This is a genomic window from Bacteroides timonensis (genome assembly GCF_000513195.1).
GTDB classification, from domain to species: domain Bacteria; phylum Bacteroidota; class Bacteroidia; order Bacteroidales; family Bacteroidaceae; genus Bacteroides; species Bacteroides timonensis.
Map to the genome: position 1 here is coordinate 1 of NZ_CBVI010000088.1, position 21156 is coordinate 21156.

20 protein-coding genes and 1 pseudogene are annotated in these 21156 nt (G+C 39.8%); 3 read left to right on the plus strand and 18 right to left on the minus strand.

Going from position 1 to position 21156, the window contains the following annotated elements; all coding sequences use genetic code 11:
* From tnpC to BN161_RS16070, 16 genes are all read right to left on the minus strand, one after another.
* The coding region (gene tnpC / locus BN161_RS16000; RefSeq protein ID WP_044268038.1) for an IS66 family transposase at window positions 1–1394 on the minus strand (1394 nt) is incomplete at its 3' end.
* Between the two features lie 62 nt (window positions 1395–1456).
* Window positions 1457–1825, minus strand: coding sequence for an IS66 family insertion sequence element accessory protein TnpB (gene tnpB / locus BN161_RS16005; protein ID WP_044268040.1), 369 nt, complete (start codon window positions 1823–1825; stop codon window positions 1457–1459).
* A 4-nt stretch (window positions 1826–1829) separates the two neighbouring features.
* Window positions 1830–2171, minus strand: a complete 342-nt coding sequence (tnpA, locus tag BN161_RS16010; protein WP_044268042.1) for an IS66 family insertion sequence element accessory protein TnpA — start codon at window positions 2169–2171, stop codon at window positions 1830–1832.
* Window positions 2172–2701: 530 nt separating this feature from the next.
* On the minus strand, window positions 2702–3682 hold the full coding sequence (locus tag BN161_RS16015) for a TolB-like 6-bladed beta-propeller domain-containing protein (protein ID WP_125910853.1): 981 nt from the start codon (window positions 3680–3682) through the stop codon (window positions 2702–2704).
* A gap of 31 nt (window positions 3683–3713) precedes the next feature.
* Window positions 3714–4151: a hypothetical protein gene (locus BN161_RS16020; RefSeq protein ID WP_044268107.1), complete on the minus strand. Its 438-nt coding sequence runs from the start codon at window positions 4149–4151 to the stop codon at window positions 3714–3716.
* Window positions 4152–4183: 32 nt separating this feature from the next.
* Window positions 4184–5857 carry an O-antigen ligase family protein gene (locus tag BN161_RS16025; RefSeq protein WP_044268046.1) on the minus strand — a complete coding sequence of 558 codons (1674 nt, stop codon included), beginning with the start codon at window positions 5855–5857 and terminating at the stop codon, window positions 4184–4186.
* Between the two features lies 1 nt (window position 5858).
* The gene (locus BN161_RS16030) at window positions 5859–6905 is read right to left on the minus strand and encodes a BF3164 family lipoprotein (RefSeq protein ID WP_044268048.1); all 1047 of its coding nucleotides are present in this window, start codon (window positions 6903–6905) and stop codon (window positions 5859–5861) included.
* A 31-nt stretch (window positions 6906–6936) separates the two neighbouring features.
* Window positions 6937–7836 carry a signal peptidase I gene (gene lepB / locus BN161_RS16035; RefSeq protein ID WP_044268051.1) on the minus strand — a complete coding sequence of 300 codons (900 nt, stop codon included), beginning with the start codon at window positions 7834–7836 and terminating at the stop codon, window positions 6937–6939.
* Window positions 7837–7877: 41 nt separating this feature from the next.
* Window positions 7878–8840, minus strand: a complete 963-nt coding sequence (locus BN161_RS16040) for a hypothetical protein (protein WP_044268052.1) — start codon at window positions 8838–8840, stop codon at window positions 7878–7880.
* A gap of 250 nt (window positions 8841–9090) precedes the next feature.
* A complete protein-coding gene (locus BN161_RS16045) occupies window positions 9091–9951 on the minus strand; it encodes a DUF1573 domain-containing protein (protein WP_044268054.1) in 861 nt (286 codons plus the stop codon).
* Between the two features lie 199 nt (window positions 9952–10150).
* Complete coding sequence (locus tag BN161_RS30835; RefSeq protein ID WP_262483917.1) at window positions 10151–10285, minus strand: hypothetical protein; 135 nt, start codon at window positions 10283–10285, stop codon at window positions 10151–10153.
* On the minus strand, window positions 10278–10844 hold the full coding sequence (locus BN161_RS16050) for a hypothetical protein (RefSeq protein WP_209441907.1): 567 nt from the start codon (window positions 10842–10844) through the stop codon (window positions 10278–10280). Before BN161_RS16050 ends, BN161_RS30835 begins: the two co-directional genes overlap by 8 nt.
* Window positions 10845–10864: 20 nt before the next feature.
* The gene (locus BN161_RS16055) at window positions 10865–11872 is read right to left on the minus strand and encodes a BF3164 family lipoprotein (protein ID WP_052356310.1); all 1008 of its coding nucleotides are present in this window, start codon (window positions 11870–11872) and stop codon (window positions 10865–10867) included.
* A 92-nt stretch (window positions 11873–11964) separates the two neighbouring features.
* Window positions 11965–12243, minus strand: coding sequence for an NVEALA domain-containing protein (locus BN161_RS16060; protein ID WP_044268058.1), 279 nt, complete (start codon window positions 12241–12243; stop codon window positions 11965–11967).
* 406 nt (window positions 12244–12649) lie between these two features.
* A complete protein-coding gene (locus BN161_RS16065) occupies window positions 12650–13120 on the minus strand; it encodes a helix-turn-helix domain-containing protein (RefSeq protein WP_044268059.1) in 471 nt (156 codons plus the stop codon).
* 28 nt (window positions 13121–13148) lie between these two features.
* The gene (locus BN161_RS16070) at window positions 13149–14978 is read right to left on the minus strand and encodes a hypothetical protein (protein ID WP_125910855.1); all 1830 of its coding nucleotides are present in this window, start codon (window positions 14976–14978) and stop codon (window positions 13149–13151) included.
* A 735-nt stretch (window positions 14979–15713) separates the two neighbouring features.
* Here BN161_RS16070 and BN161_RS28725 point away from each other — a divergent pair.
* A pseudogene (locus BN161_RS28725) lies at window positions 15714–16319 on the plus strand (DUF6266 family protein); the annotation flags it as partial.
* Window positions 16320–16397: 78 nt separating this feature from the next.
* Here BN161_RS28725 and BN161_RS16080 read toward each other — a convergent pair.
* Complete coding sequence (locus BN161_RS16080) at window positions 16398–17537, minus strand: AAA family ATPase (protein WP_044268068.1); 1140 nt, start codon at window positions 17535–17537, stop codon at window positions 16398–16400.
* Window positions 17538–17750: 213 nt separating this feature from the next.
* Here BN161_RS16080 and BN161_RS16085 point away from each other — a divergent pair, with 213 nt between their 5' ends.
* Window positions 17751–18656: an alkaline phosphatase gene (locus BN161_RS16085; RefSeq protein ID WP_044268071.1), complete on the plus strand. Its 906-nt coding sequence runs from the start codon at window positions 17751–17753 to the stop codon at window positions 18654–18656.
* A 104-nt stretch (window positions 18657–18760) separates the two neighbouring features.
* Window positions 18761–19900, plus strand: a complete 1140-nt coding sequence (locus BN161_RS16090; protein ID WP_044268073.1) for an AAA family ATPase — start codon at window positions 18761–18763, stop codon at window positions 19898–19900.
* A 7-nt stretch (window positions 19901–19907) separates the two neighbouring features.
* Here the strand turns inward: BN161_RS16090 and BN161_RS16095 are convergent, their stop codons facing one another.
* The gene (locus BN161_RS16095) at window positions 19908–21155 is read right to left on the minus strand and encodes a M16 family metallopeptidase (protein ID WP_044268075.1); all 1248 of its coding nucleotides are present in this window, start codon (window positions 21153–21155) and stop codon (window positions 19908–19910) included.
* Between the last annotated feature and the right edge of the window lies 1 nt (window position 21156).

Here is a 21156-nt window from a genome sequence, read left to right on the forward strand (position 1 = left end):
GGATAAGCTAGATTATTATCAATTCGATACCTGCCATCCAGATGATACCTGGTTAATCTGTGGTAAATCTCGTATGTGTATTTGATAGCTTTACCCAGCCTTCCTTTTGGCAGAACTTTTGGATACTCGTTAACCAGCCACTTTTCAAAAGCAACCATGATCGGATATGATAACCGGCAGCGAAGGTCTGAACGTTCCTCAAAAGAAAGATTCTCTTCATCTGCCCGTCTTTCCACATCATAGAGCATACCTATTTGCGCCAAGGCATACTCCGCCCTGACTTTATCTTCTTTTAAAGCTTCCTCAAACTTTCGTCTGGCATGTGCCCAACACCCTAATGGGAGTACTCCTTTCTTGTCTTCATACATTTTATAGACTTCATATCCATCTGTCTGCAAAGCACCCTGGAAGTTCTTCAATAACGGGATCACTACTTTTTGAGCCCTCGAACCATGGTCGTAGTGGAAGAATACCAGGTTCTCTATGACAGCCCTGACCATCCAGATGTAGCCTTTTACCGTCTTATGTTTTTCCTCGTTTACTATGGGGAGCGTGGATTCATCCACTTGTATATAGTCGCTCGACAAAACAATTTCCTTCAAACGGTAATATAAGGGTCTGAGCAAATCAGCCGTCTGTGAGAACCAGTCATTGATTGTTGCAGTCGCTAGACTGATGCCTGATTGCTTGAACATCTGTATCTGTCGATAGAAAGGCAGGTGGTTCACATACTTGTTAACCATTAACTCTGCCAGTAAGGAGGCGCCCGCATAGCTTTTGGCTAAAGGCAAGAGAGGAAGAGTGGCAGTGACAATGGGTGATTCTACCAGAGTGGATTTATCACGCAATACGTACTTGTGACGGATAATTCTGCGGACAAAGAACTCTTCGGGCTTATGTTCCAATATTTCCGTAACCTCCGGTTCTAGCTCAATCCACTCTTGAGAGTTGATATTCTCCGGATAGATATGCTCCTCTATTCGGAGAATATTTTCAGGTATAGGTTTACGTACCGGCTTGCTTTTCTCTTTCGTGATGATAGTTCGGTTCTTATAACGGGTGATTTCCTCTTCCGCCAAACGGGCTTCTTCCTTTTCCTCGGGTAGGAGTTTCAAGCCATCAAAATCCAGTCTGCGCTGCTGAGGGGCTTCTTTGATGAAACGCTCACTAGACTTACCCCAGATACGACGCTGAAGGTAGGCAACCTGATGTTCCAGGGAGATAATCTTTGGATTTTGATGATTGATAGTCTCTTCATAAGAAGATTTCAACGATTCCACGTCCGTCTTGTCTTCCAGCTTACTTTTAAGCCGGCTGTTCTCTTGGAACAAACGGTCGCGTTCGGCAAGAAGCGCTTGTATGAATGAGTCTTTATCGCTGATTAATTCTCCCATTATGGCTATCAATTATGACGTAAAGATAGCCATTGTCAATGGATTATACAACTTATTTCTGTTTACTTTTTGTCAGTTTTACCATGTGGATTCCATCTTCTTCGACGAGTGCAATTACTCATATCAATACCTTGTACCATCAGCATTAAATCCTGCCAAGTTGTTTTGTAGGTATGAGTTTGTTCATCAAAAACAGGCAATTTAAACTGGCCTTCTTCCAGGCGCAAATGATAAATCACCAAACCGCCACATTCCATATGCAAGATTTTCATGCTGCTACAGGTACGTCCTATAAAAATGAAGACATCACCATTACGGACATCTTGCCCCATCAGGTCTTTGACAACACCACTCAGGGTATAGAAGCTTTTGCGCATATCCGTAGGATAAGGATATAGATAATAGCGCATGGAGTCATTTAGATTAAACATGGCATCAACGGATTAGTTGGAGTAAGACTTTAAGCTGTTCGGCATCCACTATGCCTTTTACGCGCAAAGAGGTTCCGCATGGATAAAGAATTTCATATTCCGGGGAGGGCATGACGGAAGCAGAGATATCGGTAGAGGTTGAACAAGGTAAGCCGGAGACGGGCAACTTGGAATCCAGCACTATAGGAACAAAACTTTGAGCGGGCAGTTTTGACTCGCGCAGCTTCTTTTGCCAATAATAAAACTTGGCTTCGTTGATCACTTCATTGGCACAAAAATCACGGACTTTCAAACCGCTACTTTCATAACGGGAATAAATTGATTCAAACGCTTTAAGATTCCACATAACTTTTTTGAGGCAAAGGTAGCAGGAAAAGAAAAGAGGAAAAATACGGAGTTCACCGAATGCTTACGTTTCATTCGCATGACAAAGGAAACCTTTTTTTATTGATTTCAGATGAGAAATTCAGAATAATATAGATGGATAGTGTTGGATATATAGATGCTACGGACAGGTTAATGCAATAGTCAGGAACAGTTCAATTCATGCACCCGAAATATCGGCTGATCCGTAAAAACGGATATCATCTATATCAATAATAGCAATAGCCGGGTTCTCATCCGGATTGATAACTTGCATCTTCAAGTCCAAAAGAAATCCCATTAGATACAATTTATTATCCGATGATAAGAATTAAGGATAATAGATATCCAGTAGTACATTTCCGATACTGTGACTATATGATATCCTATTTATACTCAGTATTAGTTTCATATTAAAAAGATTCCAGATCAGGGTATATTATAAGTACAGATCACATCTTCCCGTTCTTGACAGCCAGCAATACCGGAGGAATAGGAATACTGTCCGCAAAATTACAGTTTATACCTTAATAAATAATCTTCATAGTGTGCATTAGTCGCATATATATATCCATTTTCTTCATCAACTACAAAATAAAAAGGAATTATATCAAATGTATATTTGATTATCGGGTTCCCTTCATAATCATAGACCTCTAAAATTCTGCCAAAAAAATTATCATCCTCCTTATGTCCGACATACAGAGCATAAAAATATTTCTTCCCCGCATAGACATTAAGATAGTGATAAGTTATATCTTCAATGTCATTAGCTATAATTTCGGGATAATGCTTACCATCATTAATTCTTTTTACTAACTTAAAATCTTTCACGGCATAGATATCTATTTGCTTTTTATAGATGTAAGGATAAACCACAAATGAATCATTTGCAGCAATAAGTCCTCTATTAGAATAGAAATAAGACTCATTACCGTCATCTTTTTCCAGTTTTATTTTATCCAGTTCAGTTTGATTCTTCAAATCATATTTTGTAATGGCAAGTTGATTACTGCTATAATATATGAATAAAGAATCATTTATAATATTCATGAAATTATATTCATTATATTCATCATATTCACCTAATTCATACTCATCAATAAACAATAAGTTACCATCAGGCGCTAATGATATTTTTCTGATTGACGTAGGAGAATAACCTCTTATATATAAATAATCATTATCCAATGTATGGCAAAACATAGGAAACATTTGGATCTCATCCGGACCATTTCCTTTTATACCTGTGGCATTTTTAAATGTCAATGAAGGAGTCTCATATAGGAATAATGTTGTGTCAGATTGTGAACTTGAAATAATAAAATAGTCTCCTGATTTTGTAACGAAATCAGGAGAAAACATTTCGTTTACAGGAATCTTTTCTGCAAATACCTTTTTGCTTTCGTGAAAAACGGTTCCATCTACACGAGGTTGAGAGCATGCACTTAGCATCCAAGCTATTAAGAACACACAGGTTGAATTATATTTCATCTGAGTCTAAATTAAATAAGAGGTAACTACATTATATTTGCTGTATATACCGGTCCAGGCTATCCGTAGCAGATAAGGACAATTTATTCTTTATGCGCTGCTTGGTTTTCAATACCGACTGGGAAGTGATATTGAAAAGAGCTGCAACAGCCTTGTTACAGAGTCGGGCACGCACCAGATAACACAGCTTTAATTCCTGAGGTCCTAAACAGTAATCAGCCAACTCTTCTGTCAGGCAGTTCCCATAAAACCAATCGATAACGGTAAACAGGTTTTGCCATTCGGTATCATCCCTGACAATGCCATAAGACGGATGCTGATGAAGTCGTAACAATTGGCTCATAGCCAATAATAAAGAGGATGAGCAATCTGCCAATACTGATGCTTCCTGATAGTTTTTCAGTTGTTTTGTCAGTTGCTTATTTCTGAACAGTAAGCAAGCATTCCAACCATCACTGTAAGTTTCCATATACATCTCTTGTTTTTATAATATTTTCCTAATTACTTTTCCAGTTCCTTTGCTATTTCCTCTACCTCCCTGCGCATCTCCTCAATAGCCATAGAATGAATTTTAGGCGCTTTCATCAGCACTATTCGTTTCATCTCCTCAAACTTCTTTCTATTCAGGAATTCCGGTTCGGCATATAGCTTCGCCAGTAAGTAGTAAGGATAAATCCGTCCGGGCAAACGATGGACCGAAGCCAGAAGAAGTTCCTCTGCCCAATTGTAACAACGCAGTGCCTGATAATTCTTGCCAATGACATTCTGTATCATCGGATCAGTACAATATACCAGAGCCTTATCCAGATATTTATTAGACTCATTATAAAACCCTGCCTTATGAAGGCTATGCCCATATTCAAACAAGAATGTCCCTTTCTCTCTCAGTTGCGGATAGAGCTTATCATAAGCCGCATTTGCCGCTGTATAGGCTCCCGCATGATAAAGCATACGGGCATTCACCCAGTCCCGACAAGCATCCTTTTCCCGTTGCCACTTGTCATGAAAACCGCCTATCCATATAATAAGACAAGCAGATAAAACAACCGGTTTAGCTATTATATCTCCTATCCCACAAGCCAGCAACAAGCACACATAGGCTACAATGAAAGCGGGAAGATGCATAGGATAAGAAGAAAAAGAAAAAATAAGCAAAGCGATAATTGCGCCACATACACCGTAGCGTCTGAACTGTATCCCCGCCCATAAACAGGCAAAAGTAATCACTATCAGCATTATACAGATGACAGGTCCCTGTGTCAGAATCAATTCCAGATATTCATTGAATGCATATTCCGGACTTCCGGCCACCCGTTCTTCCCACTCGGCATAATCTCCCTGAGCAAAGTAAGCTTCCTGCGCTTCACCGTATGCAAAAGCGAATCCCTTATCACACCCCATAGGATACTTAGCTATGGCCTGGCAGGTTATTTTCCACAAAAACAAGCGTCCCAAAGCAGAGTCCGGCTTCAAGAAGAAAGCTCCGGCACCTACCACTATCAATACAAAAAGTATACCTATCCCATAAGAGATATATCGTTTTTTATACCTCCTCCATAGTATATTCCATTTACGCCTATCCCGATGCATGTATGTCACCCATACACAACCTATCACGGCAGCCACCCAAGCCGAACGGCTCATTGTAGCCGGTAATACGCAAAGAATCAGTACTCCCACTATTCCCGCCGCCACTTTTTCCAACTTCAAAGAATCGCTCACCCACTTCCATACTCCGAATTGCATATAATGATGCAGGCAGATAGGTAGTACCATTGCCAGATATCCGGCATACGGACCGGGATTAAAAAAAGAACCGGTAAGTGCATAACGAAAATGACCGGAAGCAGAAAAGCCATACAACTGATGTAGTCCCCAAACGGCTTCAATTCCTCCAAGAAGTATCAGACTCCATGATACACAAGCGGAAAAATACGAAAAGGATAACATCTTCTTCCAAGAAGAACCGTCGAAAAGCTGAAGCAGACAGGCTACAACGATACAACCGGCTGAAAACAATACAGCCTTTCCAAACCAAACCCACTGCCCGATAGTTTCTCCGGCAAGAAGTTCAGGTGTTGTTACACAGACCAGGCTCAACAGAGAACAAACAGCAAGAAAGTGCAATAATGCAACAGCCGTATCCTTCATTGTATGTATCCCTAGCTTTATCATTCTATTTGTCAGTCTGTATTAATCTGTGCTGAAAGATATATCGCATGAATCCATCTTCAAAAACTCCACCAGCATAGCCATATATAGCTCCATTCCGTTCATCCACGGTAAAAGTAGTAAGCATGGCATCCAATTCATATTTTGCAATGGAACCACCTGAATAGTCATAGACTTCTACACTACATCCATTCTTGACTCCCCATTTTCCCGGACACCATACATAAAAGTAATCTTTGCCGGCAAATATCCCGTAATTTCGATATACGGTACTCTCCGGATCATATAAAACAATGTGTGGAGCAATCTCATCGCCAACCAGTTTTTTTTTAAGTTTCATATCACCCATGTCATAGATATCAATCTGTTTCTTATAACGATAGGCATAAACTATCAGAGAATCGTTCGCTGCCATATATCCTGAATTTTCACAGAAAAAAGACTCATTATGCTCATCCTTCTTAAACTTGATTTCCCCAATTATCTGCTGATTGTTCAGGTTAATTTTCTTAATGGCAAGTTGGCTTACTTCATTCATAACCAATATGGAGTCCCTCACGACATGTATATCATTGTACATATCGCCAGATATAGGCAAATCATATTTTCTCTCGAAAGAGAGTTGACCTGCATTGTTCAAAGTGAAGCTTTTGACGGAAAACATTGTGTATCCCCAAATATACACTTTATCCGCCAGTGTATTACAAAACACAGGAAATATCTGGAATTCATCTTCCGCTTGCCCTTTGGAACCACCTTCATAAACGCAGTTAAAATCGGGCAGCGAATATTGATGTATCAGATTTTCGTTACTCCGCGCATCGCTCACAAACAGATAATCCCCCTTACACATCATTTTACTGAGACTGAACACCTCGTTCACCTTTACTCTCTCTGCAAACAGGGATTTCTCAACAGGAAACGATTCCACCTTTTGCTGAGGCGCAGGCTTCTGCTCTGCACATGCCATAAACAGTAAGCCAACTGATAAACACACCATTCTGTGCATCTGGAATATAGATATACGTGCATATTTACTTATTCTATTCATATCGTTTTTCTTTTGTTTATTAGTATCTTTATCATTCTATTCTCTTCCATATTCTATCCCATCTTATCCTATCCTTCTCCCTATCTACCGACTTCCATATCCTGACAGCCTTGCCCACGATAAGAGGTTCCGGCAACAGCCCCCAATAGCGGGAATCCTGAGAGTTCATCACTTTATCTCCCGTAACAAAGTAATAATTCTCTTTAAAGCGATAAGCATATATCACACTGTCATTCAGTAAAACGGTATCTCCACGCAAGAAGAGTTTCTTTTTTTGTTCCCACTCTATTGCATTCTTATAGAAAGCGGCATGTTCAGGATTCATTTCCACTTCATCTCCTCTAGCGGGAAGATACAAAGGGCCGAAATTCATAATATCCCAGTTTACCAATTCATTATAAGGATAACCACTCATGACAATTCCCCAATCCCTTTCTCTCCCATTCTCTATGATACGCATCAACCCATTCTGAGAATCTACATTTCCTAACGGTACATTACAACCGCGCACTTTATAATGCGCCTGACTTATTTCAAATGTATCGCCCGGCAATGCCACACAACGCTTCACATAATAAGTCATCAAATTCAGGCCGATACTGTCCCACTGGGCCGGATAAGGAAAATTGAAAACCAATACATCGTTTCTCTTAATCTTGCCTAATCCCAGCAGGCGGGAAATCCTAACTTCTTTTCCTTCTGCAGCATCCCAGATGTTGAAGATACGGGCACCCATCACCCACTTATTCACCAGAATGTTATCCCCCGGGAGCAAAGCAGGCTCCATGGAGTCCGAAGGAATCTTGAAAGTGGCAATACAGGTTACTTGAAGTAATACCCATAGAGCCACTAATCCACAGCCTATCAAAAACAAGTTTAGCAACTTGTCGACAAACCAAGTGAGTTTTCTTTTTTTACGAAATGGCTTCATTCAAATTACAATATAGCCTTATTTTATCAAACCATAATAAACTAAAAAGCAAACTTCAAGAAACCGTCTTCAAAAAATTCACTATTATAACCATAGATAATTCTATTCTCTTCGTCCACATCAAAAGGATTTGGCATAATATCCAAAGTATATTTAGCAATGGAATGACCTGAGTAATCAAAAACTTCTATAATACATTCTTTTTTCTTTCCTTCACCTCTTGCATAGAAATAGCGCTTACCCACAATCAGTTCATTATAATAAACCACACTATTTTCTAAATCACCAATTACCATGCGCGGAGTTATATCATCCTCTACAAGCCTTTTACAGAGTTTCATGCTATCCACACTATAAAAATCAATCTGCTTCTTATACTTATATGCATAAATAATCAGAGAGTCGTTTGCAATCATAATTCCACTATTCTTATAATAGTATTTTTCAGGATGATCATCTGGCTCAAACAAAATCTGTCCCATTTCATGCAGGGTATTCAAATTGATTTTCTTTATGGCGAGTTTGTCTGTCTCATTATATATATAGAGAGAGTCTCTCACTATATGCCTATCATTAGGAATATCGCTAGAGATGGGCAACTCATGCTTTTTTTCAAAAAAAAGATGACATGTGCTATCCATCCTAAAACTCTTAAGAGAGAATTCTGTGTATCCTCCTATATAAACTTTATCAGTCAATGTTCTCCAAATTCTGGGATAAACTTGAAACTCTTCTTCTGCCTGTCCTTTCACACCCCCTTTATAAATACACTTAAACTCAGGCAGAGAGTATTGGTACAGCATGGCATCATGATTTCTACTGTCCGTAACCAATACACTTTGCTTTTTCAGTACTATCTGCTCTGGACTTATAATCTCATCTACTCTTATTCTCTCTGCATAAAGTAACTTTTCCTCAGGAAATGGTTCCATTTCTTGTTGTAACTTTTGTTCTGTACATGCCATTAATGTGATACAGAACAATAAAAAACAAACACGCTCCATACAATAAATATTTATATTGTTTAAATTCTCAACACACTATACACATTTCACATCATCATACTTCTCGCGACAATCAATACAGGTAATCAACAGCATCATGAGACAAGATATACATTCAATTCTTTTCATAAATAAACAAGTAAAAAATTACTCTTAAAGACAAAAGGTACTTACAATAGTAATCATATTACTCAGAAAACTAAAATAGGTTATATCTCTTTCAAAGAGGGTTACCCTATTTAGCCTTCTATTATTTTGCTTCCCCGGTTATCCTCAATAAGATAGGAGAAGAATCTGCATTACAATACACTTTTATGATTTTATCAAAACGCCCCGGTTGCTCTGCCATATATGTCACCGATAAAGCGACAGAATCCTTAGGACGAACCGGTTCCTTTGAATAACCGACCATAGTGCAGTCACAGGAAGTTAGCACATCATTTATCACTAAAAGCCGCTCACCTGTATTCTCAAGAATGAACTCTACCGTTTGTTCTTGCTGCCAATCAAAAGCACCCAAAGACAAATCAGTGCTTTTTATATTGACCTTTGTTCTTATTCCCTCGCTCTCGGAAGCTGCCTTCCCTTGAATTATATTCATATATAAATCTTTTATTTTAGGATTATGAACAGGATTCCCAATAGCTATTATCTTATTGCTTTTATCTAACAGGAAAGTTTGAAAGGTTATATCAGAGGGAAAACGATTCAAACGATAAAACTCATTTTTTTCATCCCAATATACAGGATAAACAAAATTAAAGCGATTAAAAATATCATTTAACTCATTCTTACGTTCCGAATAAAAATAAAATAAAAAAGAAACACGCCCCTTTGCCAATGAGTCAACCTCATGCATCAACTCCATCCAACGATGTAATTGCAATTTACAACTAGTGCATCCCACAGAATCCGTATAAACAACAACTTTATATTCTGGATTTTCTTCCATCATAAAAGTATCTTTCCCTAAGACAGTGGTAAAACTCTCCATTGGAAAAAGGATTTCTTTCCCATTCCATTCTTTTACTAATTCTAGAACCTTCTTTTTTTCTGAGTTTCCACAACCAATAAAGCATAAAGCAATCCATATACATATCAAAGACTTCATATCACATTTCTACCTTCCTAAATATTTGCTTATTCACAATTAAATATTTATCAACAAAACACAATAGCACAGTTACAAACCAGTCTATCAAGAACATAACGTTTTACAAGTTTTCTTTTCCAATCCCCAATATGCACCTCATAACAGATATCAGAGGCTATCTCCTCTGTATCTTATCTGAAAAAGGCCATAAATAAAGTTATCCGACTTTCAGTTTGAGATAGTTTATAGCCAAAGAACCTATATCTGCATTTTCAAGATTATCTTGTCCATATACCATAGGATTCATAGGATCTATCCAATCATTGGCATATTCATTTTTCACTTCAATCAATTTCTTTCAAAGAAAGAATCATCTTTTCCATTTCCGGCAACCATTTATTCCATCCCAAAGTTGAAGATGACACAAAATCTATAAGATAAACATTTTCCTTTCCTTGAACATACCACTTTTTCATTCTCATATATATATTCTTGCCTGTTTCCAAATGCCTAACAGGCATGCATACCAGTTCTACAGATTGCTTCACTTTCACAGAGCCAGACTTACACCAAGTTACTGTACTATAATATTGGCTATCCACAAAACTCAAGCTATCCCTTTTTTGTATTTTCTTATAATCCTTACAGCCCTTGAATTCTAAAACAGAAACTGAGACCCCAAGGTTATAATCCGGACAAATCCTAGTCATACATACCGTTTCATACCCTGCTATTTTCCGTCTCATCGGCTCTTTACTAATCTGTTCACTTGTACAAAGTTTCCAGTCTGCCATCATATCAATACTATAAGTATCACCCTTCATTTTCACATAAGAAACCTGTTGCCCATCAACATGGATACCATACATAAGCCCAATCAAAAGAAGGACCAGTTCTTTTATCCTTTGCATGCCCATCATTATCTAATTCGCTACAGTTCAATTTTATAAATAGAATTCTCATCTTCCACGAACACACCATAGAAAACCCCATTCTGTTCGTCCACAATGAAAGAACTTATATAACGGTCTAATTGATATCGCTTCAATGGGCGACCTTCCCAGTCGAAAAGTTGGATACTTGGATTGCTAACCTTATTACCTATCTCATTTACTGTCATATCTAAATTTAAAGTGTAGATATAGCGATCAGTAGCATAAAGGGCTATCGGATGAATATACCTATTCTCATCTCTTACGTCAGGCAGTTCTTGACATGGAAGAATATCTAAAACATTGTCCGTTTTCAGTTCACCATTAGCATTATAAATACGATATCTGCGTAAATACTGGTAGAAAACAGCTACACAAGTTCCATCAGGCTTAGCTGCCAACAAACTATTATAAGCCTGATTACGCGCCAACGTATCCTTAAACCTAGGTTTTACCTCTTCAGGATACACACCTAATTCTTCATAGTTCCCATCAGGATAAAGAAATCTCAATTCATGCTCCGAACCATACTCTGTATTGCAGCAATATAAAGAATCTTTCAGTTCTATCAAGCCATTGAAATATTGAAATTCATAAGGCATGTCCGTAGAAGTTATATAAGGTTCAGTATTTTCCCAATTTACAGTTTTCAACTTATTTAAATCACTTAATGTAAAGCCGGATTCCGTACATCTAACAGCCTGTATCGAAGGTAAATGGAAATCATCGGGTCCTTCCCCTTTTATTCCAAATTGCCCTTGATACTCAAGCTCAGGCATACTAAACACTTGAAATAAAGTATCTGTTTTTTCATTCAATACAATCAATTTATCTTTCAGAAGAAAAAGATTCCGAGGATAAAGCAAAACAGGAGGGACCTCTATTTTTGTACTTTTTACAGATATAGTTTGTTCAAAACCACTATACCTATTAATTTCCGCTCTTTTATGGGAACATCCACAAAGTAAAACCAAGACCAAAAACAAAATAATATTTTTCAATACCATACCTTCATCTATTTAATAGAGATGGTTAAAACTCCGAACTTATTATTTAAATCATTCTTATTTTAACCATCTCTGACTATACATTATAAAAATTAGTTTCTAAAGCAAGAACGACTGATATCAAAGTTGCGCCCTTTTTTCTGAGTACAAGTATAACAATCTACAAATATTTGATCACTATGAAACCAATCTGCAGGTGTATATACTTGATAACATTGATTTTCACCATTGCCACCTTCACCACTTGCCAACGCTTCCACATTAGCCAATACTAGTTCAGACATAACATCAGCTTTTTGCGAAGTATAAACACCATATCCTGCAATTGCTGCAAAGATTGCAGCAAAAGCCACTTTCATAAATTTCTTCATTACTTTTCATTAAATTGTTAATATTAAGCATACTAAGTATGCAATTAAAGCTAAGACATTACCCGTCTTAAAAAACAAGATTCATGCTGCGCTATCGTCACAGTTGAAGCCTTTTTCCCGTTTTCGATTTAAATCACTACCTTTGCATAGCCCTCCTTTCTTAATTAATGGGTTATGGAACAGATGGTACGCCATACTTCAATCAAACGCACTCCATCTGTTCCGTTTTTATTGCATCATATCTTATTTCTTTTTGTCAGTATAAGCCACTCGGCTATAATTGGTTGCTACCTTTTTCTAGCTTCCACATGTTTCAAAGGTAGAATACCCCAAAAAGAATATCAAATATATTACGACTAAATATTTGACATCAAGACATTTTTAACTGTTGTCAGATTATGTCAGATTATGTCAGATTTCGTATTTCCTCGTTTTCCTCCGATGAAACCGGGATTTTCAGCCAGTAATGGTAATCTCCATTTAGAATGACTGCACCTGCGCACATCTCCACCAAAAAGGCACGCAGCCTTCTGACGGCAGTATATACCCGTTCGGAAGTACCACCACCATCCGGCCACAACACATCGCAAATCTCAGATATGGATAAGTCGCAATTTTCCGCTTTCAAAAAGGCAAGTAGCAATGTGGAAGCTTGCCGGGTGATAAATTCCGCCCTCTCTTTACGAAACAGCCGTCTGCTGACAGAATCAAAATGAAGTCCATTCCCTAATGGATAAATATCGAAGGGAGTTCCCCTTCCGGCAACAACCTTTTTTCCCGTCTCCAATATGGCAGGACAAATGTCTCCACCTGCGATTGTATTCTTCTTAACATAAAAGATATTTAAAAAGAACCGCTTTAACATTCCTAAGTCCATGTTTTTCATATATCATCTAACCCGTTAATCAATACCAATAAACCTCCCCTGCTTCATACAAAAAAGGACGCACATGTTTCCGCCCACTTTGCGAAACAGGACGGATCAGCCACAACGCATTTCGGGGAATATCTGTAAAACGCAAAGGCTTCCCTCCTTCAGTGCTCGTAACAACTTGCCAACTATCCTGCCACAAGCAAAGTTCGTAGGTCTCATCCTTCCGGTACTCCACATCCAAATACGGGCAAAAGCTCACCTCCGCCAGCTGACAACATTCTCCTAAATCCAAGTCTACATACTTTTCATCCAAGTCCATCCTATATCCTGTTGAAGAATAAGCATCCAAAACACAATCTGCCGATTCCTCTTTATGAGATAAAGGAAGTTCAGCCAACCAACGGACATTCTTCAGCGGCACTTCCCCCGAAGCATTGTTTTTATAGAATTTCAAATCGCCTAGCGCCATTCCTTTGGTAGGCAACATCATCCGTACATAACGTACCGAATCTTTGGATTGCACTTGTAATCGCTGACTGTTCAATTCTATTTGTTCCGGGAATACACACAACGTATCTTCCCATCTACCATACACCTTCCCTCCCTTAAGCACTGTTCCAGCTATGATCCCATTATTATACCTGTTCAATGGATAAGCCAGTACACCTGTATACTGTGTAGTCACCATTTCTTCCCGTGTATCCTCCGGATGAAGTATTCGTACCTTCCCATCTTTCTGTACCAATACGGGATCAGCCGCCACTACCATCTCCCCGTCCATACAGTACATAGGCAAATAAGCAATGTCTTTTCCCATTCCCGAAAACAACGCCATATCCTCGGTTATTTTTCCCCAATGAACAGGTTTCCAGTTATTATAATTCCACACGCACAGATACGCATACTTCGTGCCGGAAGGCACCTTACGCAGCTTTATCCTCACATTCACCGTATCAAAATACTCATGCGAAACATCTTTCTTCCTTAAACTTCTGAAGGCTTCCGGTATATCCTTAGCGGGCACTCCATCTGCCAGCGGCCCTTCCATATAATATCGGTATGTCTTCCTGAAAACCTTAGGCAGACGAAAGCGTCCCCAGTATTTATGATAATCCATATTGTTGTAAAGGCGCTTATACTGCCACAAGCCCTGTTCCCAAAAGGGATTAAAAGGATGAATATCTCCCTCTTCAATCAATACACTCCACGAATGGGAACTTCCCCTATTGGCCCATGCCGGAACGATATCAGTGGCAACCGCTATACCTAAAGAAGAAAACAACAATGTGTTATGCCAACATTTGTGCGTGCAAAGCCCGTGACGTAACCTCTCTAAAGTAGCAACATCCCATATAGGAATACCGGTAGCATGAAATCCCGAATGCCCTATGTAACTATACAATCGTAACAGGGAATCCGCTTCTTCTATCATGTTTTTTCCGGGATTGGTAAAAAACTGTCCCTGATGCCTGCTGTAAAATACCTGGCGTGCACTATCCACCAACAAGCCGTTTTCCTGGCGATAAGGCAGAATGTAATCACAAAAAGTTTCAAAAGAATAGTTTCGGGTATAGACATTCTCTTTCCAGGACCGAAATGCCTGCTCAATTTCTGTTATTAACCGGGAAGCTTTAATGGTCTTAATATCAATACACATATCCTTTTTCAGCTTTTCATTATTAGAGCTGGAATATGCATTCCACAAGCTGTCTATCTGCCTACCCCAGTCTTTACCCCTAGGATACTGGTCGTATATAGACAGAGAATCATAATCGTAGGTATGCGACAATGAATCATACATTTGGTAGAAAGGCCGGCAAGCTGCCACAATTTCTTCGTCCACGGCAAAAGCTCCCGGCATATTCTCTATAGAAAACAAGCCGCCTTATACTTCAAACTATCTCCCCTGAAGTAATCCAAAACCAATTCTAACTCTTTCCGGTTCTCTCCGGAAGCGGCTAATGCGCGTTCTAACGAACTTTCTTGCCGACATGCGACGAGAAAAATCAATACCAGATATAAGGTAAACCTCAAGTTGTTCATTACTTTTTTAATATCTATGTTTTATTAAAGAGTTTTATTGAGACCTTTCACGAAAGGCATAGTGTTTTATTTCATAAACACAAACTATAACAATCACAAATATAATAAATAATATTATTATATATCCAATAAATCATAAATATATAATTAAGCACTCAGATTATACATTAAATAAATTCATATTACAAGCAATAGATTTTAAATACAGCATCAATATTTTACGAATTCACAGTTGAAAATCAATTAACCGGAATTATCTTATAACAAGAGTGTTTCATTGCAATACAAAACCTATCCTCGTTATATCCGGGATGCACCTGCTCCGTACCTTCTCCACTCACAGGTACCTCTGACCGAAGAAAATACGGCCTTGATACGGAGCAAGTGTATCCCGGATATAACGAGGACAGGTCATAATACAATGAAGAAGATCAAAGCGTTATCTACGCAAAATGACGCAAATGAACGCAAAAATCACAGGAAGCGGGTTGAAGAGATCTATTTTCCATAGATTTGCACAGTAACAGAAACAAGTAATTAAAAACACAATATCATGGGAATTATCAACCAGGGCATTCTCGGAGGCTTCTCCGGTAAAGTGGGACCGATAGTAGGGTTCCGCTGGAAATCAAACTACTATATACGTGCACGAGCCGCCAAAGTCAGCAATCCGCGCACACCGAAACAACAGGAACAACGCGGTAAATTCGCTACGGCATTCAGCTTCCTGAAGACTATAAAACCTTTCATACGTATTGGCTACAAGGAATTTACACAGGATAAATCCGCATTCAACTCCGCTATGTCCTACACTCTGAAAAGAGCCGTGACTGGCAGTGGAAAAGGAATCAAAATAGACTTTGACCGGGCATTGGTTTCCATGGGAACCCTGATGCCGGTATTCGAAGGTGCAGCCACACAAGACGGAAATAAGATGCACTTTAACTGGCAGGACAACAGTGGCATGGGAAATGCAGAAGATACCGATATAGTCATGCTGTTGGTGTACAACAAAGACAAGGAAACAGCCCTCTATGACACAGAAGCCGCCCTGCGATCCGACACTCATGGCGAATTGCCCCTTCCTGATGACTGGCAGGGCGATGAACTGGTAGCCTATCTCAGCTTTTGCAGTGCTGACGGAAGTTGTGTAGCCAATAGCATACGACTATCCGTAACAACCGTCCAAACTACCCCGTATGCACCCCATTCGGAGGATTCCGCCTTATGGACTCTTTCAGATGGAATTTCGTTTTATCCAAAACTTAAACAACCGGTCGTTGATGACATAGCCATCCAGAGTCTTACTAACCACCCCCTTACCGGAAAGTCCTTTCAGAGCAGATTGTACGGAACTGGGTGATTTCAGATGATATCTTCGCACAAACTCACCGGAAGTCACATTAGCAGCTATATTTTCAGCAGCTATTGCACGGAGTATCTCACGTTGACGCTCCGTCAAGTCGGCAAAGATGGACTGATAAATGAAATTTTGTTTTCGGATAAGGGAAGTTAAAGCCATTTCGAAATAATACGGTGTGGCAGTTTCTCCTTTCTCCGTCAGCAAAAATACCTCATTCATCAGCATCTGCAGATAAAGAGTAATCCCTTCAAATTTCTGATAAGCCACTTCCACCAAAGCGGCATCTATGGCTTTGCCATGCTCACGAAAATGCATCTGCACAAATTCGATATACTTATCCGAAGGTATGCTTTCAAGATGCAAAGTAAAGGTGCTTTGATAAAAGGGACGGTTCTCACTATTGAACATATCTACCAGCAAACTGGGTTCGCTGCCGACAAAAATGAAACGGGCGTTCGGACAATGCTGTATCTGTGTGCGCAGCAAGGCTTCCATATTCTTTTCAGCATAACGGTTTATTTGTTGAAACTCATCAAACGCAACAATGCAGGGCTTATCGGCAGTATTCAGATACGCAAAGATTTCATCCAGAGTGGCATCCACAGAGGGCACGTTTCCTAAACCGATTTCTAATGTGGGTTCACCGGTGAAAGCGTCTATTTTCACAGCAGGACGCAAGGAAGTTATGGTTTGCAGGAAACGATCCAGAAACTTCCTGCCACGTGGTTTCAACTGGTCGATTATAGCACTGCCGAAAGCATATACAAATTCACGGATAGAAGCCGTTGCAAAGATATCGATAAAGAAAACATTATAATTTTCGCTGATTTCCTCTTGGTGAAAAGTATGTAGAATTAATCCGGTCTTTCCCATACGCCGTTGTGCGATCAATACCACATTGCGCCCATTTGTCAAGTCACGAATCAGTTCGTCAGTTTCTCTTTTGCGGTCACAAAAGTAATGACTACCGGCATAGGTGCCTATTATAAAAGGATTTGTTTGTACAGCCTTCATAATTATTCAATTTTAGATTATTGCAAATATAATAATTATTATTATGGTAATCATAATAATTCATCTTGAAACATTTTTTAGCAGAGAAAGTTACTACATAGTTTCTTTTTGCAATACATGGATAATAAAGGCATATTTCCAGTATTAAACCGGCAGGTGCACCGCAATAAATTCCGTAACTTTGCCATCAGTTAACGTAAAAAACGGAAAAACATGAAGAAATTTACCATTACATTGGCGCTCTCCATTATGACAGTGCTATTGATTACCACTCCTTGCAATGCCAAGGGAAAAGCAAAACATGTCGTATTAATCGGTTTGGATGGTTGGGGTGCCTACAGCGTTCCCAAAGCTGATATACCTACTATTAAACAATTGATGGCAGACGGAGCCTATACGCTTGAAAAACGTTCGGCCCTCCCCTCTTCCAGTGCCATCAACTGGGCTTCCATGTTCATGGGTGCCGGACCCGAATTGCACGGATACACGCAATGGGGTTCCAAAACGCCTGAGCTTCCTTCACGGGTGCTCAATCAACATGGCATTTTCCCTACTATTTTCCAGTTATTGCGTGATGCACAACCCGAAGCGGAAATCGGTTGCCTATACGAATGGGATGGTATTAAATATCTGGTAGACACCCTTGCATTAAGTCACCACAAGCAAGCGCCCGATTATAACAAATATCCCGAAGCTCTGTGCACAATGGCAGAAACATACATCAAAGAGAAAAGACCAACCCTGCTTGCCGTCTGTTTCGATAATCCCGATCATGTAGGACACCAGGCCGGACATGATACTCCCGAATATTATGCCAAACTAAAAGAACTGGATACTTACGTTACCCGCATCATCCAAGCCGTAAAAGATGCCGGTATCTTGAAAGAAACCATTTTCATTGTCACTTCCGACCACGGAGGCATTGAGAAAGGACATGGCGGCAAAACCATGAACGAAATGCAGACACCTTTCATCATTTCCGGTAAAAATGTGAAGACAAGCGGTGAATTTCAAGAAAGCATGATGCAATATGATGTTGCTTCCACCATTGCCTACATCTTCGGACTGGAACAACCGCAAGTTTGGATAGGCAGGCCCATGAAGCAAGTATTCAAGTAGGAATCAGAATTTATACGAAACATTTGCAGATGTGGAAAGTTATTGCGTAATTTGTGTAGCACAAAAAGTGCTACACTTTTTGTGCTACATATAAACATCTGCTTATGAACAGAATAACTAATCCATTTTTGATTTATGGCTACGCCGGGCCAGATTATTTTTGTGATCGGAAAGAGGATACACAAAAGTTGGTTTCCGCCTTAAGGAACGGACGGAACATCACTTTGATGAGCCCACGCCGTATGGGGAAAACCGGACTGATCAAGAATGCTTTTTATCAAATTCATCAGGAAACCCCGGAAGCAGCCTGCTTTTATATGGACATCTTTTCCACGACTTGCCTGAATGATTTTATCATTCTTTTCGGCCAAACAGTTGTCGGAAAACTAGATACCCTATCACAGAAAGCACTGTCAACACTTACCGGTTTCTTCAGAAGTTGCCGCATTGTATTTTCATCCGACCCACTGAACGGAACTCCACAGGCGGCACTTGATTTTCAACCTTCGCAAGCGCAAGCCACTCTGAAAGAAATATTCGAGTATCTGGAACACTCCGGTAAAGAATGCTACATAGCCATCGATGAGTTCCAGCAAATCACGGACTATCCGGAAAAAGGTGTAGAAGGATTATTACGTTCTTATATACAGTTCCTGCCACATATACATTTCATATTTTCCGGCAGTAAACAACATCTCATGGATGAAATCTTCACTTCTACCAAGCGTCCCTTCTATCGGAGTACGGAAAAAATGACTCTGCAACCAATCCCCGTAGAGGATTACTTTCTTTTTGCCAACGAATGGATGAATCAGGGAGGTAGGCAACTGGGGAGAAACTTATTTCAGCAAATCTATCAGCGCTTCGGAGGTCACACCTGGTATATGCAATATATCCTGAACCGACTTTATGAACAACCTCAACCAACCATTGATGAAAAACTGATTGAAGAGTGCATATCAGATATTATCCATTCCGAAATAGACTCTTACCAACAGTTATACGGGATGCTAACCGAAAATCAATCGTCTTTATTACGTGCCATCGCACGAGAAAAAATAGTAACTGCCATCAATAGCTCGGCTTTCATAAAAAAATATGGTTTAAAAGGTAGCAGTAGTATAAACACAGCGCTTAAAACATTAATCAATAAGGAATATGTTTTCAAATCCGACAAAGGTTATTGTGTGTATGACCGGTTTATGGAACTGTGGCTACAAACATTACCCTATCCCATTAAGTAAACGACAATCAGCGATAAATTAACGTCGACAGATAATCTTCTGCAAACATCTCATTCGCCACTTCCAGCAAAATCTCCGGAGTAATTTGTTCAATACGTTGATAAACTGCTTCGGAGCTTTCATACTTATTATAGTGCAGGAAAGTCTTCGCCATGCCGAGAGCATTGTTCTCATTATTATCCGAAGCCACACCTATTTGTCCGATAAGCTGCTTCTTCGCAGCTGCGAGTTGTAGCGAAGTCATCTTTGTATCACGCAGATTTTTAAGTTCTTTCATCACCAGACGCATACAAGTATCCACATCATCGGGATCGCAACCAAAATAAGTGCAGAAAACCCCGGTATCCGTATAAGAAGTCAGGTTAGACTCTACATTATAGACAAGGCCGCGACGCTCACGCAGAGAAACATTCAAGCGACTGTTCATGCCAGGCCCGCCAAGAATATTATTCAATAGATAGAGCGCGGTGCGCTTATCATCGTAAGCATTATAGCCACGGCTGCCTATCATCACATGAGCCTGATGCGTATCCTTATGCACCACCAGTTTTTCGGGCGTATAAAGAGACGGTGGGGTACGACGGTTATCCACCGTCACCGCCGGAACATCGGCAAGCAGTTTCTCTGCCCAACGGATGATTTGCTTGAAATACAGGTTTCCCCACACAAAGAACACCATATTCCCCGGATGATAGAAACGGGAAGTAAACGCAGCGGCATCTTCGCTGTGAAAGGTTTTCAGCAGCTCAGGATTCCCCAGGATATTGCGTCCCAACGGATGTCCTCGAAAGATTAAATCCTCAAAATCATCGAAAATAAGTTCGGAAGGGGTGTCTTCATAAGATTGGATCTCATCAATAATCACTTCCGTTTCCTTTTCAATCTCACGTTGCGGAAAAGTAGAGTGAAAGACAATATCCGCCAGTAACTCGAACGCACGGCCGAAATGTTCGGTAAGAAAAGCAGAGTAGATCACTGTTTCCTCCTTGTTGGTATAAGCATTCAGGTCACCGCCCACATTCTCCATACGGTTGAGTATATGCCAGGCTTTCCGCTTCTGAGTACCCTTAAAAATAAGATGTTCCACAAAATGCGCCATGCCCTGTTCATTCTCCAATTCATCACGGGTTCCGGCATCAACTGCAAAACCACAGTAAGCCACATCGGAAAATGACGGTTGGTGAATAATACGCAAACCATTGGCAAGAGTATATTGATGGTGTCCCAGCAAGGGTAATAGTGCTAACTTCTTCATT